The sequence below is a fragment of the Tenacibaculum litoreum genome (assembly GCF_964513915.1).
Classification (GTDB): Bacteria; Bacteroidota; Bacteroidia; order Flavobacteriales; family Flavobacteriaceae; genus Polaribacter; species Polaribacter litoreum.
In genome coordinates this window covers 580,001-597,808 of the sequence record NZ_CAZEQS010000004.1, presented here as the reverse complement: position 1 = coordinate 597,808, position 17,808 = coordinate 580,001, and the positions used below count along the sequence as shown (strand labels likewise).

10 protein-coding genes, 2 tRNA genes and 2 rRNA genes (1 of these 14 running past the window's edge) are annotated in these 17,808 nt (G+C 35.6%); 13 read left to right on the top strand and 1 reads right to left on the bottom strand.

Translation table 11 applies throughout. The annotated features are described in order from the left end of the window. The first annotated feature begins 55 nt into the window (after positions 1–55). Complete coding sequence (locus ACKTTR_RS14175; protein ID WP_408028452.1) at positions 56–1,954, top strand: amidophosphoribosyltransferase; 1,899 nt, start codon at positions 56–58, stop codon at positions 1,952–1,954. 79 nt (positions 1,955–2,033) lie between these two features. Here ACKTTR_RS14175 and ACKTTR_RS14170 read toward each other — a convergent pair whose 3' ends face one another. Next, positions 2,034–2,396 carry an SPOR domain-containing protein gene (locus ACKTTR_RS14170; RefSeq protein WP_125066605.1) on the bottom strand — a complete coding sequence of 121 codons (363 nt, stop codon included), beginning with the start codon at positions 2,394–2,396 and terminating at the stop codon, positions 2,034–2,036. A gap of 214 nt (positions 2,397–2,610) precedes the next feature. On the opposite strand from ACKTTR_RS14170, the gene ACKTTR_RS14165 reads away from it, so the two are divergent. The 12 genes from ACKTTR_RS14165 to ACKTTR_RS14110 all read left to right on the top strand — a co-directional run. After that, complete coding sequence (locus ACKTTR_RS14165) at positions 2,611–3,903, top strand: c-type cytochrome (protein ID WP_408028451.1); 1,293 nt, start codon at positions 2,611–2,613, stop codon at positions 3,901–3,903. A gap of 32 nt (positions 3,904–3,935) precedes the next feature. After that, entirely contained in the window at positions 3,936–7,079 is a 3,144-nt protein-coding gene (locus ACKTTR_RS14160; protein WP_408028450.1) for a TAT-variant-translocated molybdopterin oxidoreductase, read from the top strand. Between the two features lie 27 nt (positions 7,080–7,106). Beyond that, positions 7,107–8,507, top strand: a complete 1,401-nt coding sequence (gene nrfD / locus ACKTTR_RS14155) for an NrfD/PsrC family molybdoenzyme membrane anchor subunit (RefSeq protein WP_330487997.1) — start codon at positions 7,107–7,109, stop codon at positions 8,505–8,507. Further along, a complete protein-coding gene (locus tag ACKTTR_RS14150; RefSeq protein ID WP_125066608.1) occupies positions 8,497–9,024 on the top strand; it encodes a DUF3341 domain-containing protein in 528 nt (175 codons plus the stop codon). The genes nrfD and ACKTTR_RS14150 overlap by 11 nt, the downstream gene beginning before the upstream one ends. A gap of 9 nt (positions 9,025–9,033) precedes the next feature. Further along, positions 9,034–9,582 carry a c-type cytochrome gene (locus tag ACKTTR_RS14145; protein ID WP_408028449.1) on the top strand — a complete coding sequence of 183 codons (549 nt, stop codon included), beginning with the start codon at positions 9,034–9,036 and terminating at the stop codon, positions 9,580–9,582. Positions 9,583–9,604: 22 nt separating this feature from the next. Then, positions 9,605–11,212, top strand: a complete 1,608-nt coding sequence (locus tag ACKTTR_RS14140; protein WP_408028448.1) for an ATP synthase subunit B family protein — start codon at positions 9,605–9,607, stop codon at positions 11,210–11,212. Positions 11,213–11,246: 34 nt separating this feature from the next. After that, the gene (locus ACKTTR_RS14135; protein ID WP_274638584.1) at positions 11,247–12,254 is read left to right on the top strand and encodes a cytochrome c oxidase subunit II; all 1,008 of its coding nucleotides are present in this window, start codon (positions 11,247–11,249) and stop codon (positions 12,252–12,254) included. Between the two features lie 33 nt (positions 12,255–12,287). Next, on the top strand, positions 12,288–14,057 hold the full coding sequence (locus tag ACKTTR_RS14130) for a cytochrome c oxidase subunit I (protein WP_408028447.1): 1,770 nt from the start codon (positions 12,288–12,290) through the stop codon (positions 14,055–14,057). A 1,242-nt stretch (positions 14,058–15,299) separates the two neighbouring features. After that, positions 15,300–16,823 (top strand): 16S ribosomal RNA (locus tag ACKTTR_RS14125). 157 nt (positions 16,824–16,980) lie between these two features. Beyond that, a tRNA-Ile gene (locus ACKTTR_RS14120) sits at positions 16,981–17,054 on the top strand. A gap of 114 nt (positions 17,055–17,168) precedes the next feature. Next, positions 17,169–17,242 (top strand) — tRNA-Ala (locus tag ACKTTR_RS14115). A gap of 152 nt (positions 17,243–17,394) precedes the next feature. Further along, a 23S ribosomal RNA gene (locus ACKTTR_RS14110) occupies positions 17,395–17,808 on the top strand; it runs 2,458 nt beyond the window's last position. Together the 16S and 23S rRNA genes with 2 tRNA genes alongside form the textbook arrangement of a ribosomal RNA operon.

Sequence of the window (17,808 nt, the reverse complement as noted above, 5' to 3'; positions counted from 1 at the left end):
CGGATTTTTTTATACAACACACAAAACTACAACACAACTAAATACTTGAAATTAAATGAGTGACGCTATTAAACACGAATGCGGAATTGCAATGGTTCGTTTAAAAAAGCCATTACAGTACTATAAAGAAAAATATGGTACCGCGTTTTATGGTGTGAATAAAATGTACCTGCTAATGGAAAAACAGCACAACCGAGGACAAGACGGTGCTGGATTAGCAAGTATTAAATTTAATGTAGAGCCTGGAACTAGATATATAAGTAGAATCCGTTCCAATCAATCACAGCCAATTCAAGACATCTTTGGTAAAATTAATCATAGAATTAATGGGGTTTTTGAAGAGAATCCAGATAAGGTTGATGATGTAAAGTGGCAAGAAGAAAACGTACCGTACATCGGGAACTTATTTTTAGGACACGTTCGTTATGGTACATTTGGTAAAAACTCTATAGAGAGTGTGCATCCTTTCTTGCGTCAGAGTAACTGGAAACATCAGAGTTTGATTGTTGCAGGAAACTTTAATATGACAAATTCTAAACAATTATTAAATGATTTAATTGATTTAGGACAGCATCCAAAAGAGTTTACTGATACAGTGACTGTGATGGAAAAAATTGGACATTTTTTAGAATCAGAAGTTTCTGATTTGTACTTAAAGGCTAAAGAAGAAGGGTTTAATAAAAAAGATGCTTCACCTTATATAGAGGAAAACTTAGATATCCAACGTATTTTACAGCGTTCAGCTAAGAACTGGGATGGTGGTTATGCAATGGCAGGACTATTAGGTCATGGAGATGCTTTTGTATTGCGTGATCCATCTGCAATTCGTCCAGCATTCTTTTATGAAGACGACGAAGTAGTAGTGGTAGCTTCAGAGCGACCAGTAATTCAAACGGTATTTAACGTGCCGATTGATACAATTAAGGAAATAGATAGAGGTCATGCGTTGATTATTAAAAAGAATGGTCAAACAACAATGTCTCCTGTTTTAGAAGAGAAACCAAAAAAGGCATGTTCTTTTGAACGTATTTATTTCTCAAGAGGAAGTGATGCGTCAATTTATGAAGAGCGTAAAAACCTAGGGAAGTATGTGTTTCCTGAAGTTTTAAAATCTATTGATAGTGATATAGAAAACTCAGTGTTTTCTTATATCCCTAATACTGCGGAAACATCGTTTTTCGGAATGATGGAAGCTGCTGAAGATGTATTAAATCAACAAAAGACAGATGCAATTTTAGCAGGTGAAGGAAAGCTTTCAAAAGAAAGAGTAATTGAAATTCTTTCTAAAAGACCGCGTTTTGAAAAAATAGCTATTAAAGATGCGAAATTACGTACATTTATTACTGATGATAGTAGTCGTGATGATTTAGTTGCTCACGTTTACGATGTTACTTACGGAGTAGTTAAGCCAACAGATAATTTAGTTATCATAGATGACAGTATTGTAAGAGGTACTACTTTGAAGAAGAGTATTATTAAGATTTTGGATAGATTAAATCCTAAGAAAATAGTAGTAGTTTCTTCAGCGCCTCAAATCCGTTACCCTGATTGTTATGGTATTGATATGGCTAAGATTAACGATTTTATTGCGTTTAAAGCTGCTTTAGAATTGTTGAAAGAAACAAATCAGTATCATATTGTTGATGAAGTGTATCAAAAGTGTAAGCAGCAAGAAGGTAGTGAGGATAAAGATGTAGTAAACTATGTAAAAGAAATTTATGCACCGTTTACAGATGAGGAAGTTTCTGCAAAGATTGCGCAAATGCTAAAAACAGCTGAAATTAAGGCAGAAGTAGAGGTTATCTTCCAGCCAGTAAGTGGATTACATAAAGCGTGTCCAGATAATTTAGGAGATTGGTATTTTACTGGAGATTACCCTACAGATGGAGGTCATAGAGTAGTAAACCAAGCATTTATCAATTTCTATGAAGGAAGTGATAAAAGAGCTTATTAATTACTAGTAGGTTTAATAAATAAAAAAGAGTAATCGAACAAACGATTACTCTTTTTTTTATGCTGTAAAATATGTTTAATTACATAGGAACCACAATTGCACCAGAGAACTTTTCACGAATCTCATTTAAAGCTCTGTCCGCATGTAAACGTGTTTTGTAATTTCCTACTTGTATTTTCCATTCTGGAGCTTTGTAAGTTAGTTTAGTATAAACATCAGGATATTCAATTTTAAATCTATTACGTAAGCTTCTTGCACGTCTTTCAAGTCCGTTATATAATTGGATTCTATATCCACTCCCGTTATGTTTATTGTAAGCTCGTTTTTTTTCTATTAACGAAATAATGTCTTTGTTTTCAGTAAGTTTATCTTGAGCTTTTACATTAAAAACGCTACCTGCAATAATGAATAAAAAGGTGATTAAGATGCTGTATTTTTTCATTTTGTTGAATCTTTTTACAAAAGTAATGACTTGTCAGTTAATACATTGTTAACGTTGTTTATTTAGAATTATTATAAATTATAGATTAGGATTCTCTTAACATTTCACAATTTAGACAGAAGTAGTACTTTTGTGCAACTTTCTGTGTACTATTTTTTAATAGTGTAGCAGAAAAAATTGTACCAAAATAGATACAAAACTTATATTTTATAGTATGAAAAGTGTGAATCATCACAGTAGATTAACCAAAACTCTAGTAAGGAGTTTAGCTTTCTTTTTAGTTTTCTTAGTAAGTTCTTCCGCGTTTTCACAAGATATTGACGAAGCGCGTCAAAAAGAAGGAAAGAAATTATTTAAATCTCTTTGTGCTTCTTGTCACAAGTTAGATAAAAAACTTGTAGGTCCTGCGTTAGCTGGAATAGAAGAAAAAAGAACTAACGAATGGTTAAAGGCATGGATTAAGAATAATGCTGAGCTTAGAGCATCTGGAGATAAAGATGCGATTGCTATTTTTGAAGAGTATAACGGTTCTAACATGACTGCTTTTCCGCAGTTAACAGATCAAAACATCGATGATATTCTTTATTATACGACTGTAGGTGAGGTTAAAAAGGCTGCTGTTGCAGGAGCTGAAGTCGCTGGTCAGCCTCAGGGAGATCAAGCGCCTAAGTGGTTGATTTACATATTAGCTGCGGCAATTGTTGTAGCGTTTTTAATTATTGGTAGTTTATTAAAAACTATTAGTGAATTAAAAGGAGCTCCAAAAACTCCAGGTTTAATGGGGCAAACTGCTGAGTTGTGGCAAGGAATTAAACAGAATACTTTCTTAAAAGTGTTAACTGTGATTTTCGGAGCTTTAGTAGCTGCTTATTTCTTGTTTGGTACATTGTTTAAAGTAGGTGTTGATGAAGGGTATCAGCCAATTCAACCAATTGCTTTTTCACACAAGATTCACGCAGGAGATAATAAGATCGATTGTCAATATTGTCACTCGTCTGCTAAGCACAGTAAAACATCTGGAATTCCTTCAGTGAATGTTTGTATGAACTGTCATAAGAATATTTCAGAAGTTGCTGATGATACTAAAGTGGTAATGGACGACCATACATTAGTAAAAGCAGATTTAGATAAAGAAATCGCTAAGATTTATGAAGCAGCAGGTTGGGATGCAAATAAGTTAGAGTACACAGGAAATACTAAGCCAGTTAAATGGGTTAGAGTTCATAACTTACCAGATTTTGCATATTTTAACCACTCACAACACGTAACAGTTGGAGGTGTAGCTTGTCAAAAATGTCACGGACCTGTAGAAGAAATGGAGGAAGTATATCAATACTCGCCATTAACAATGGGTTGGTGTATAGATTGTCATAAGGCGACTAAGGTTGACTTAAAAGGTAATGAGTACTATGCTAAAATTCATGAAGATTTAGCTAAAAAGTACGGTGTTGAGCAAGTAACTATTGCGCAATTAGGAGGAAAAGAGTGTGGTAAGTGCCACTATTAATCAATTTAGAAAGTAGAAAAACACATATATAAATGGCTTCAAACAAAAAATACTGGCAAAGTGTTGAAGAACTAAAAGGTAGTTCTATTGTTGAAACGCTACGTAATAATGAGTTTGTACAAGATATTCCTACAGATGAATTTTTAGGCGACAAAGAAACCTTAGAAACATCATCAACTTCACGTAGAGATTTCTTGAAATATGTTGGATTTACCACAGCAGCAGCTTCTTTAGCAGCTTGTGAAGGTCCAGTAAGAAAATCAATTCCTTATGTAGTGCAACCTAATGATATCGTAGTAGGTGTTGCTGATTGGTACGCAACTACAATTGCAGATGGTTTTGATTTCGCAAACGTATTAGTAAAAACACGAGAAGGACGTCCAATTCAAATCATGCCAAATAAAGAGGCAGGAGGAGTTACTAGCGCACGTACTCAAGCATCAGTTTTATCATTATACGATGAGAAATTACGTTTAAAAGAACCTAGAAAAGGAGAAACTCAAATTTCTTGGGCAGATGCAGATAAAGAAATTATAGCAAAATTAAACGAATTAAAAGATGCTAATGAATCAGTAGTGTTATTAACAGGAACTTTAGCGAGTCCTTCTACTGAAAAAGTAATTGCAGATTTTATTACAGCTTATCCAAATGTTAAGCATGTAGTGTATGATGCAATTTCTGAAAGTGCAGCTGCAGATGCTTTTGAAGCTATGTATGGTAAAAGAGCATTACCAGATTACGATTTTAGCAAGGCAGAAGTAATTGCGTCTATTGGAGCAGATTTCTTAGGAGATTGGCAAGGTGGATACGAAAAATCTTATGCAGAAGGTCGTAGAGTTGAAACTGGTAAAATGTCTTACCATGTTCAAATAGAGAGTAACATGTCTCTAGCAGGAGCTAATGCAGATAAAAGAATTGTTGCTAAGCCATCTGAACAAGTTTTCGCTTTAATAAACTTATACAACCAAGTAACAGGAAGTAGTCTTCCTTCAAAAACAACAGCTTTTGATGCAGAGGTAAAGCAATTAGCTAAAGACCTTAAAAAAGCAGGTTCAAAAGGAGTTGTTGTTACAGGTTTAAATGATAAAAATGCTCAATTAATTGCCTTAGCAATTAATAAAGCATTAAATAGTGAAGTAATCGATACTAAGGCAGTGAATCTAAAACGCCAAGGAAACGATACTCAAGTGACTCAATTAGTAGCAGATGTTAAAGGAGGTAAAGTAAAAGGATTAATTACTTATAATGTAAATCCTTTATACTCATTGTCAAATGCAGCTGATTTAGCAGAAGGAATTAAAAACTTAAAACTATCTGTTGCTTTATCTACTCAAGATGATGCTACAGCTAATGCTACACAATATACATTGCCAGCACCTCACAACTTAGAGAGTTGGGGAGATGTTATGGCTAAACAAGGTGTTTATAGTTTAATGCAGCCAACTATACAACCATTATTTAATACACGTCAAGTACAAGATGTATTATTAAAATGGTCAGGAAGTACAGTAAACTACTATGATACCTTAAAAGAGTTCTGGAGTACTAATGTATTAGGAGGAGCTTCATGGAATCAAGCATTACATGATGGATTCTTTAAAGCAGAAAATATTACTGAAGAAGAAATAGCTTTTGAAGCTACAGCAGATGTAAATACAGCGGCAGTACAATTAGTAAGAAAAGCTAACAACGCTTCAGGATTCGAATTAAACTTATATTCATCAACAGCTTTAGGAGACGGTAAACAAGCAAATAACCCATGGTTACAAGAATTACCAGATCCAATTACACGTGCTTCTTGGGATAACTATTTAACCGTTTCTATGGCAGATGCTAAAGAATTAGGTTTTGAAAATCCAGTAAAAGATAACGGTGCTATTGATGGTAACTATGCTAATGTAACAGTTAATGGAGTTACAATTAACAAGATTCCAGTAATTATACAACCAGGTCAAGCAAAAGGATCAGTTGGTTTAGCTTTAGGTTACGGTAGAACTCAAGGATTAAAGTCTGAAATGCAAGTAGGTATTAATGCATATCCTTTCTACCAAAACGGAAACAATGTTCAATACAATGTTTCTATTGAAAAAGCTTCAGGATGGCACAAGTTTGCTTGTATGCAAGTGCAAAGTACTTTAGCTGGTCGTCACGATATCTTAAGAGAAGCTTCATTAAAAGAAGTAAACGATAAAAAATTAGATCCTAAGCATACTTGGAATAAACCATTTATGGTTTCTTATGATCATCAAGAAGTTGAAGGAAGTAAAATTGACTTATGGGATGAGCATGACAGAAGTTTAGGACACCACTTTAACTTATCTATCGATTTAACGTCTTGTACAGGTTGTGGAGCATGTGTTATAGCATGTCACGCAGAAAACAATGTTCCAGTTGTTGGTAAAGATGAAATGAGAGTTGGTAGAGATATGGCTTGGTTGCGTATTGATCGTTACTATTCTTCTACTGTAGAAGACAAGCAATATGAAGCTAAAATGACATTGGAGGAGTTTAAAGCTCAAAATCCAAACATAGCTAACCAAGAAATTGAAAGACGTTATACTGAAAAAGTATTAGAGTTAAGCAAAGGAGATTTATTTGATGCTTTAGAAAATCCAGCTGAAAACCCACAGGTTGCTTTCCAACCTATGATGTGTCAGCACTGTAACCACGCACCATGTGAAACAGTATGTCCTGTAGCAGCAACATCACACGGTCGTCAAGGTCAAAACCAAATGGCATATAACCGTTGTGTAGGTACTCGTTACTGTGCAAACAACTGTCCATATAGAGTTCGTCGTTTCAACTGGTTTAACTACTCTGAAAACAACGAGTTTGACTTTAACATGAACAACGAATACGGAAAAATGGTATTAAACCCAGACGTAGTAGTTCGTTCTCGTGGAGTTATGGAGAAATGTTCTATGTGTATCCAAATGACGCAAGCTACTATCTTAAAAGCTAAGAAAGAAGGTAGAGCTGTTAACAAAGATGAGTTTGAAACAGCATGTTCATCTGCTTGTTCTACTGGAGCTATGGTGTTTGGAGATATAAACAACTCTGAAGATACAGTTACAGCGTTAAAAGAAGATAAAAGAGCTTTCCACGTGTTAGATTATATTGGTACAAAACCAAACGTAGTGTATCAAGTGAAAGTAAGAAATACAAACGAAGCTTAATAGTAAAATTAATAAGTATATAGATTTATGTCGTCTCATTACGAATCATCTTATAGAGAACCTTTAATACTTGGTAACAAGAGTTACCACGATATTACTGAAGATATTGCTAGACCTATTGAAGGAAAAGCAAACAAAAATTGGTATATAGCATTCTATATCTCTTTAGCAGCAATGTTATGGGGATTTGGATGTATCTTCTACACCGTAGGAACAGGTATTGGTGTTTGGGGATTAAGTAAAAACATCGGTTGGGCATGGGATATTACCAACTTTGTATGGTGGGTAGGTATTGGTCACGCCGGTACACTTATTTCTGCCGTATTATTATTATTCCGTCAAAAATGGAGAATGGCAATTAACCGTTCAGCTGAAGCGATGACAATTTTTGCGGTATTCCAAGCAGGATTATTCCCAATTATTCACATGGGACGTCCATGGAACGGATACTGGGTGTTACCAATTCCTAACCAATTTGGATCATTATGGGTTAACTTTAACTCTCCGTTATTATGGGATGTATTCGCAATTTCTACATATTTATCAGTATCATTAGTTTTCTGGTGGACTGGTTTATTACCAGATTTTGCAACGATTCGTGATAGAGCTGTAAAACCTTTCCAAAAGAAAATTTATGCATTATTATCTTTCGGATGGTCAGGTAGAGCAAAAGACTGGCAACGTTTTGAAGAAGTGTCGTTAGTGTTAGCAGGTTTAGCAACGCCATTAGTACTTTCTGTACACACAATTGTATCGATGGACTTCGCAACTTCTATCAACCCAGGATGGCACTCAACAATTTTCCCTCCTTATTTCGTTGCAGGGGCAATTTTCTCAGGATTCGCAATGGTACAAACGTTATTAGGTATCATGCGTAAGGTTACGAACATGGAGGCGTATATTACACGTTTACATGTTGAGTATATGAACATCGTAATCATCTTAACAGGAGGTATCGTAGCAGTAGCTTATGCAACAGAATTTTTCATTGCATGGTATACAGGTTCTCCTTATGAAAACTACACATACTTATCATTTGGAGCTGAAGCAGGTGCTTATGGATGGGCATTCTGGTCATTATTAATTTGTAATATCTTCACTCCACAATTATTATGGATCAAAAAAATTAGAAGAAGTTTTATCTGGTCTTTTATTATCTCGATAGTAATTAATATCGGTATGTGGTTTGAGCGTTTTGATATCATTGCAATTGTATTAAGTAAAGGGCAGTTACCATCTACATGGTGGCGTTTTGAACCAACGTTTGTAGATGTAGGTATCTTTATAGGAACTATCGGATTCTTCTTTGTATTATTCTTATTATATGCAAGAACTTTCCCAGTAATCCCTACAGCAGAGATTAAGACTATTTTGAAATCATCAGGTGAGAATTTTAAAAAATCAAGAGAAGAGAACAATGAGCACTAATAAAGTAATTCACGCATTATATAATGATGATGATATCTTAATGGATGCAGTTAAGAAAGTAAAAGCAGAAAATCATCATATTGAAGAAGTATTTTGTCCTTTCCCAGTTCACGGGCTAGACAAAGCAATGGGCTTAGCACCAACACGTTTAGCAATTACTGCTTTTTTATATGGTATTACAGGTTTATCAGTAGCAGTTTGGTTAACATGGTATACTATGATTGCTGATTGGCCTCAAGATATTGGAGGAAAGCCCAACTTTTCATGGGCTGCAAATATGCCAGCTTTCGTTCCGATTTTATTCGAATTAACAGTGTTTTTTGCAGCACACTTAATGGTAATTACTTTTTATATGAGAAGTAAGATTTGGCCATTTAAAGAAGCTGAAAACCCTGATCCAAGGACTACAGATGATCACTTTTTAATGGAGATTCCTGTTGAAGGAAGTGAAGAAGAATTAGTGTCATTGTTAGAAACAACAGGAGCTGTAGAAATTAACGTAGTAGAAACGCACTAATAAAGAGATATGAAGAGTTTAAAAATAATTATCGCTTTAGCTGTAGTAGCAACAAGCTTAAGTTCTTGTAACGATAAACGCAAACCACAAGTACAATACATGCCTGACATGTATGTATCTGTACCTTACGATGCAAATGGAGCAGAAGGTATTAATGATAAAATGGTAAATAAATTACCAGTAGCAGGTACTGTAAGTAGAAACGGAGTTGTAGCTTATGATATTCCAGATACTAATGAAGGATATGAAAAAGCAAAAGCTGAATTAAAAAATCCATTACCAACAACTGAGGCTAACTTAGAAAAAGGTAAAGAATTATACGTAATTTACTGTGCTTCTTGTCACGGAACAAAAGGTGATGGTAACGGAGCATTATCTCAAAGAGATAAATTCAACGGTATCCCAAATTACGCAGACAGAGAGTTAACTCCAGGAAATATTTATCATGTAATTATGTATGGTAAAAACTTAATGGGATCTCATGCATCACAGTTAAGATACAATGAGCGTTGGCAAGTTGTACAATACGTAGAAAAATTAAGAAGCGAATTAAAATAAGTCTATAATAGATAGTTAAGATATGTACCAGTTTTCAGGAAAATTAAAAATGCTAGCTATTGTTTTAATGGCTGTAGGACTTTTAGGAACAGGTTATAGTTTCTTTTCAGCGCCTAAAACATTAGAAGAAGCAAAAGAAATTTTAGCAAAACAAGATGCACATCATGGAGGTCATGAAGCGAAAGCAGATCATGCTGATGTAGAGCATAAAGAAGAAGCTAAAGTTGAAAATCACGAAGAAGATACAACAACTGAAGAGCATGTTGCAGATAGTACTGCTACACATACTGAAGAAGTAGCACACAATAGTGAACAAGAACACTCAGAAGAAGCTACTGAAAATACACAAGCGCAAGATAGTTCGGCTGTACATCTAGCTGATAATACTCATGATGAAACTGCAACTGAAGAAGCGCATGAAACAACAACTGAAGCACATGCTGAAGTAGCTGCTCATGGTGAAGATCACGGAGATGCTCATGCAGAACATGCTTTACACCAAATGCAAAATAGACCTTGGTCTGCTTTATATGTTGCTTTATTATTCTCTTTAGGAATCACATTATTGGTATTAGCATTTTATGCTTCTCAAAGAGTGGCACAGTCTGGATGGTCTGTTGTGTTATTTAGAGTTATGGAAGCTATCACAACAAACCTACATTATGTAAGTCTTGCTATGTTAGTATTCTTGATTCTTACAGTAATGCATATGAATCATTTATTCCCTTGGATGGGAGAAGGAGTTGTAGACCCTACAAGTCCAAACTACGATTCAATCATAGATGGTAAGAAATGGTATCTAAATACTCCAGGATGGTTAATGAGAAGTATTTTCTATCTAGTAGTATGGAATGCTTATACTTTTATTATTAGAAGAAACTCTATTAAACAAGACAATGGAGATTTAAAATTACATAAGAAGAACTATAATATTTCTGTAATTTTCTTATTCTTCTTTATGATTACTGAAAGTATGATGTCTTGGGACTGGATTATGACAATAGATCCACACTGGTTCTCAACATTATTTGGATGGTATGTATTAGCTACTTTCTTAGTATCTGCATTAACAGTAATTGCAATGGTAACTATTTACTTACGTTCAAAAGGAGTATTACCATTAGTAAATGATAGTCATATTCATGATTTAGCTAAATTTATGTTTGGTTTCTCTGTATTCTGGACATACTTATGGTTCGCTCAGTTCATGTTAATATGGTATGCAGACATGCCAGAAGAAACTACTTATTTCTTATTACGTTTTAACGAATATAAAGTGCCATTTTTAGCAATGGTTGGAATGAACTTTATTTTCCCTGTATTATTGTTAATAAACAGTGACTTTAAGAGCATGCCTTGGTTTGTAATCTTAGGAGGTGTAGTAATTTTAGCTGGTCATTATATCGATTTATTCGTAATGGTTATGCCAGGAACAGTTGGTGCTCAATGGGGATTCGGAATAGGTGAGATTAGTGGATTATTATTCTTTACAGGATTATTTATCTTCGCTACTTTCAGTGCATTTGCAAAAGCAAATCCAGTACCAAAAGGTAACCCGTATTTACACGAGAGTGAAACATATCATTACTATAATATCGAACACAGAGGAGAAGATAGTAATCATCATTAATAAAAAGAATTAATAAACAAATAGTTTAGATAATATGCTCGCTTTATTTTATATTTTCATAGCAGTTGCAATTGGAGTAAGTTTTTGGCAAATTACTCGTATAATGAATTTCCGTTCTGTAATTGCTACAGATAAAGACAACGAAAAACAAGGTAAATACGCTTTAGGTTTCTTAGCATTCCTTTATGCAATGATGATTTACTGCTTAATTGCCATGAACGTAATCATGTTACCAGAAGCTGCTTCTTTTGAAGGAGAGCATGATGATAACCTTTTCAACATTACTTTTTGGTTAATTGGAATCGTTCAATTCGGAATGCAGTTTTTAATTTTCTTCTTTACTTATAAGTATAGAGGAAATAAAAACAACAAAGCATTATTTTATGCAGATAGCCATAAATTAGAGTTAATTTGGACGACAATTCCAGCAGTAACAATTGTATTATTAATTGGATATGGTTTATGGGCTTGGAATAACATTATGTATGTTGGTGACGATGAAAACCCTATCGTAATTGAAGTATACTCTCAACAATTCCGTTGGGATGCACGTTACGCAGGTGAAGACAACCAATTAGGTTTAGGTAATGTAAACTTTATCAAAGGAATTAACACTATGGGGGTTGATATGTCTGACCCAAGTGCACAAGATGATAAGCAAGTAACAGAATTATACTTACCAAAAGGAAAGAAAGTATTATTCAAATTCCGTTCACAAGATGTATTGCACTCTGCTTACATGCCTCACTTTAGAGCTCAAATGAACTGTGTTCCAGGTATGGTTACTCAATTCGCATTTACGCCAAAATACACCACTGCAGAAATGCGTCAAAATTCTGAGGTAATTGCAAAAACAGAAGGAATTAACAAAATTAGAAGAGCTAAAGGGGAAGATCCATATGAGTTTGATTACTTATTATTATGTAACAAAATTTGTGGAGCATCTCACTACAATATGCAAATGAAAATTACTGTTGTTGAAGAAGAAGAATACAACAAGTGGTTATCAGAACAAAAAACATTAGCTCAAGCAATTAAATAAGATATTTTTAAAAAGTATATAAAGATATAGATTATGTCAGATCATCATCACAAAGAAACATTTGTAACTAAATACATTTTTAGTCAAGATCATAAAATGATCTCGAAACAGTTCCTTGTTACAGGTATATTTATGGGTATCATAGGAGGTTTCATGTCTATGTTATTTCGTTTACAAATTGCATGGCCAGATACATCGTTTTCAATTGTTGAAGCATTCTTAGGAAACCATCAAACAGATGGAATTATGAATCCAGATATGTACTTAGCGTTAGTTACAATTCACGGTACAATCATGGTATTCTTTGTATTAACAGCAGGTTTAAGTGGTACATTCTCTAACCTATTAATTCCGTTACAAATTGGAGCTCGTGATATGGCTTCTGGATTCTTAAACATGGTATCATACTGGTTATTCTTCTTATCATCAGTAATAATGATTATCTCATTATTTGTAGAAGCAGGACCAGCATCTGCAGGATGGACAATTTATCCTCCATTATCTGCATTGCCACAAGCAATTCCAGGTTCAGGTACAGGTATGACATTATGGTTAGTGTCTATGGCAATATTTATTGCTTCATCATTAATCGGGTCGTTAAACTATATTGTTACTGTATTAAACTTACGTACAAAAGGAATGAAAATGACAAGATTGCCATTAACTATGTGGGCATTCTTCATCACAGCAATTATTGGTGTAATTTCATTCCCAGTATTATTATCGGCAGCATTATTATTAATCTTCGATAGAAGCTTTGGTACTTCTTTCTACTTATCAGATATCTTTATTTCTGGTGAAGTATTACATTACCAAGGAGGGTCACCAGTATTATTTGAACACTTATTTTGGTTCTTAGGTCACCCAGAAGTATATATTATTTTATTACCTGCATTAGGAATTAGTTCAGAAGTAATTTCAACAAATGCTCGTAAGCCAATTTTCGGATATCGTGCAATGGTTGGATCTATTATGGCAATTGCATTCTTATCTACGATTGTATGGGGTCACCACATGTTCGTATCAGGAATGAACCCATTCTTAGGTTCTGTATTTACTTTTACAACAGTATTAATTGCAATTCCTTCGGCGGTAAAAGCGTTTAACTACGTAACTACTTTATGGAAAGGTAACTTACAGTTAAACCCAGCAATGATGTTCTCAATCGGATTAGTTTCTACGTTCGTAACAGGAGGTTTAACAGGATTAGTATTAGGAGATTCAGCTTTAGATATTAATGTACACGACACATATTTCGTAGTGGCTCACTTCCACTTAGTAATGGGAGTATCTGCTTTATTAGGAATGTTTGCTGGTGTTTACCACTGGTTCCCTAAAATGTATGGTAGAATGATGAACAAAACATTAGGATACTGGCATTTCTGGTTAACAATTATTAGTGCTTACGGAGTATTCTTCCCAATGCACTTTATCGGATTAGCTGGTTTACCACGTCGTTACTATACAAACACAAACTTCCCAATGTTTGATGACTTAGCAGATATTAACGTGTTCATGACTATCATGGCAATCATTGGAGGAGCAGCTCAGTTAATCTTTATTGCAAACTTCTTTATCTCTATGTATAGAGGTCAAAAAGCATCGCAAAACCCATGGAATGCAAATACACTTGAGTGGACTACTCCAGTTGAGCACATTCACGGAAACTGGCCAGGAGCAATTCCTGAGGTTCACAGATGGGCTTACGATTACAGTAAAACAGATGAAAATGGTGAATATGTGCATGGAAAAGATTTTGTGCCACAAAATGTACCATTACTAGATGGAGAAGAACCATCTTAATATATAAAGACAAATTATAAAAAAGCCTTCCAATTTTGGAAGGCTTTTTTTATTAAGATCTACTATTCTGAAATAAGTTCAAGCTCAGAAAAATAAAAAAAGGAGCTTATCTGTATTATAATTTAGGGTTTAACAGTTATTATACCTCAGATATTAAACTATTAGATAAAGAACTAGTGGATCAAAATTTAAGAATACAATTTTAAAGAAAATTGTTGTACTACATTATTCATTATTAGTAGTAGATTACAGTAAGTAATAACATGTATAGTAAAATAGTGTTAAAGGTTTTTATGTATAATTAAATAATTGATTAGCTAATTGAACAGGTATAATAAGTGTAATTCTTATAATATGGTTTTATTAGTTGTGCGTTTCGCTTTACAATTTAGTTATCGCTATGATGTAACATTGTGAAGAGTCGGGCTTTCCGCTGTATCTTTTGCTTTTGGATTGTTATTGCAATTCAATAAAAGCAAAAGGATGTCGCTTTAAATGCTGTACATTCAACGAAACAAACAATTAAATAGCCTATTCGCTTTAATCCCTAACGCGATTTGCTATCATATATATAGTATGTAAAAGTCCCTTCAGTGTTAAGGGAAGTAGTTAAAAGGTGTATTTAGAGTAAAAGGGTAGGTATTGTTTTGATTGGTTAGAAAAAACTTTTAGGTATAAAGTAGTATAAGACAAAGAGTTAAAAAAAGGTTTAGAAAAAAGGTAAAAAAAGTCATTGTTGTAAAGAAAAAGGTATCTATATTTGCACCCGCAAACGGAGAAGCGGTAAGCTAAGAAGTTAGTAAGAGTTCATTAAAATAGGGTTTAAGATATTTAAAGAAAAGGTTAAAAAATAGTTTAAATTTTTCTTGTTTAATAAGAAATAAAGTGAGTATCTTTGCAGTCCGATTTTTAGGGAAACAGTTCATTAAAATAGTGTAGCGAAACAAACGAAAAAACTTTAAAAAAAGTTTTGTCAGATTAAAAAGAGTTTGTAGTTTTGCATCCGCTTTGAGAAAGCGACACGATCACAGAAATTTTGGAAGACGGTAAGGTCACTAGTTCGAGTCTAGTATTTCTACAAAAGGTTGAGTTGAAAAGATGAGTTAACGCTTATCGTTAGAGATTCACCAAGTTCATTGAAAATATTGAAATTGACAGCGTAAAACAAAGAGTAGAATAACCATAACTTCTACGAAGTTAAAAATTCTTTTGGAACTTAACATTTATAATATTAAAGATTATACAATGAAGAGTTTGATCCTGGCTCAGGATGAACGCTAGCGGCAGGCTTAACACATGCAAGTCGAGGGGTAACAGGGAAAAGCTTGCTTTTTTGCTGACGACCGGCGAACGGGTGCGTAACGCGTATAGAATCTGCCTTGTACAGGAGGATAGCCTTTAGAAATGAAGATTAATACTCCATAATGTTGAGAAATGGCATCATTTTTTAATTAAAGATTTATCGGTACAAGATGACTATGCGTCCTATTAGCTAGATGGTAAGGTAACGGCTTACCATGGCAACGATAGGTAGGGGGTCTGAGAGGATTATCCCCCACACTGGTACTGAGACACGGACCAGACTCCTACGGGAGGCAGCAGTGAGGAATATTGGTCAATGGAGGCAACTCTGAACCAGCCATGCCGCGTGCAGGAAGACTGCCCTATGGGTTGTAAACTGCTTTTATACAGGAAGAAACTTAGTTACGTGTAACTAACTGACGGTACTGTAAGAATAAGCACCGGCTAACTCCGTGCCAGCAGCCGCGGTAATACGGAGGGTGCAAGCGTTATCCGGAATCATTGGGTTTAAAGGGTCCGCAGGCGGTCAATTAAGTCAGAGGTGAAATCCCATAGCTTAACTATGGAACTGCCTTTGATACTGGTTGACTTGAGTTATACGGAAGTAGATAGAATAAGTAGTGTAGCGGTGAAATGCATAGATATTACTTAGAATACCGATTGCGAAGGCAGTCTACTACGTATATACTGACGCTCATGGACGAAAGCGTGGGGAGCGAACAGGATTAGATACCCTGGTAGTCCACGCCGTAAACGATGGACACTAGTTGTTGGGTTTATATTCAGTGACTAAGCGAAAGTGATAAGTGTCCCACCTGGGGAGTACGATCGCAAGATTGAAACTCAAAGGAATTGACGGGGGCCCGCACAAGCGGTGGAGCATGTGGTTTAATTCGATGATACGCGAGGAACCTTACCAGGGCTTAAATGTAGAGTGACAGGCTGAGAGATCGGTTTTTCTTCGGACACTTTACAAGGTGCTGCATGGTTGTCGTCAGCTCGTGCCGTGAGGTGTCAGGTTAAGTCCTATAACGAGCGCAACCCCTATCGTTAGTTGCTAGCAGGTAAAGCTGAGGACTCTAGCGAGACTGCCGGTGCAAACCGTGAGGAAGGTGGGGATGACGTCAAATCATCACGGCCCTTACGTCCTGGGCTACACACGTGCTACAATGGTATGGACAATGAGCAGCCACAACGCGAGTTGGAGCGAATCTACAAACCATATCACAGTTCGGATCGGAGTCTGCAACTCGACTCCGTGAAGCTGGAATCGCTAGTAATCGGATATCAGCCATGATCCGGTGAATACGTTCCCGGGCCTTGTACACACCGCCCGTCAAGCCATGGAAGCTGGGGGTGCCTGAAGTCGGTTACCGCAAGGAGCTGCCTAGGGTAAAACTGGTAACTAGGGCTAAGTCGTAACAAGGTAGCCGTACCGGAAGGTGCGGCTGGAACACCTCCTTTCTAGAGAAAGATGGTGAGTTACATAAGAGGTTTTATTTTACTCTTTGCTGTTAATTTTAAAAAAATAGACTAAGATCTTAAGAAGTCAATAGTATTTAGTCGATAGTTGTTAGTGTTATATCTAATAATTAAGAGCTAAAGTCTAGAGGCTAAAAAAAGTCTCGTAGCTCAGCTGGTTAGAGCGCTACACTGATAATGTAGAGGTCGGCAGTTCGAGTCTGCCCGAGACTACAATTTTAAGATAAATAGTTGAAAGGAAATTTTAGAAGTTGGGTATCCCAAGTTGACGTATAGGTCATCAATTAACTGATAACTGTTAACTGATACCGACTACTGAAAAGAAAAGGGGGATTAGCTCAGCTGGCTAGAGCGCTTGCCTTGCACGCAAGAGGTCATCGGTTCGACTCCGATATTCTCCACAAGGACTAAGGTCCACAAGTTCATTGACATATTGGTAAAATGATATCGTAAAGAATCAAGATAGAGAGTTAGATTAAATCTAACAAAATATTTTTATAAGAACAAGAATTATAAAGAGCTCGTTGTAGTATTTATACTACAGCAAAAAGTACAATAAGCTAAATAAGGGCGTATGGAGGATGCCTAGGCTTTCAGAGGCGAAGAAGGACGCGATAAGCTGCGATAAGCTACGGGGAGAAGCACATATTTTATGATCCGTAGATTTCCGAATGGGGCAACCCGGCATGTTGAAGACATGTCACACCTTCGGGTGAGCAAACGTGGTGAACTGAAACATCTAAGTAACCATAGGAAGAGAAAACAAAAGTGATTCCGTTAGTAGTGGCGAGCGAACGCGGATTAGCCCAAACCAATGTTGTTACGGCAATATTGGGGTTGTAGGGCTGCGACATTAGAGTCTTAGAGAACTAGAATCGTTTGGAAAGACGAACCGAAGAGAGTGATAGTCTCGTATAGGTAATCGAAGATAATATAGCAGTACCCTGAGTAGTGCGGGACACGTGTA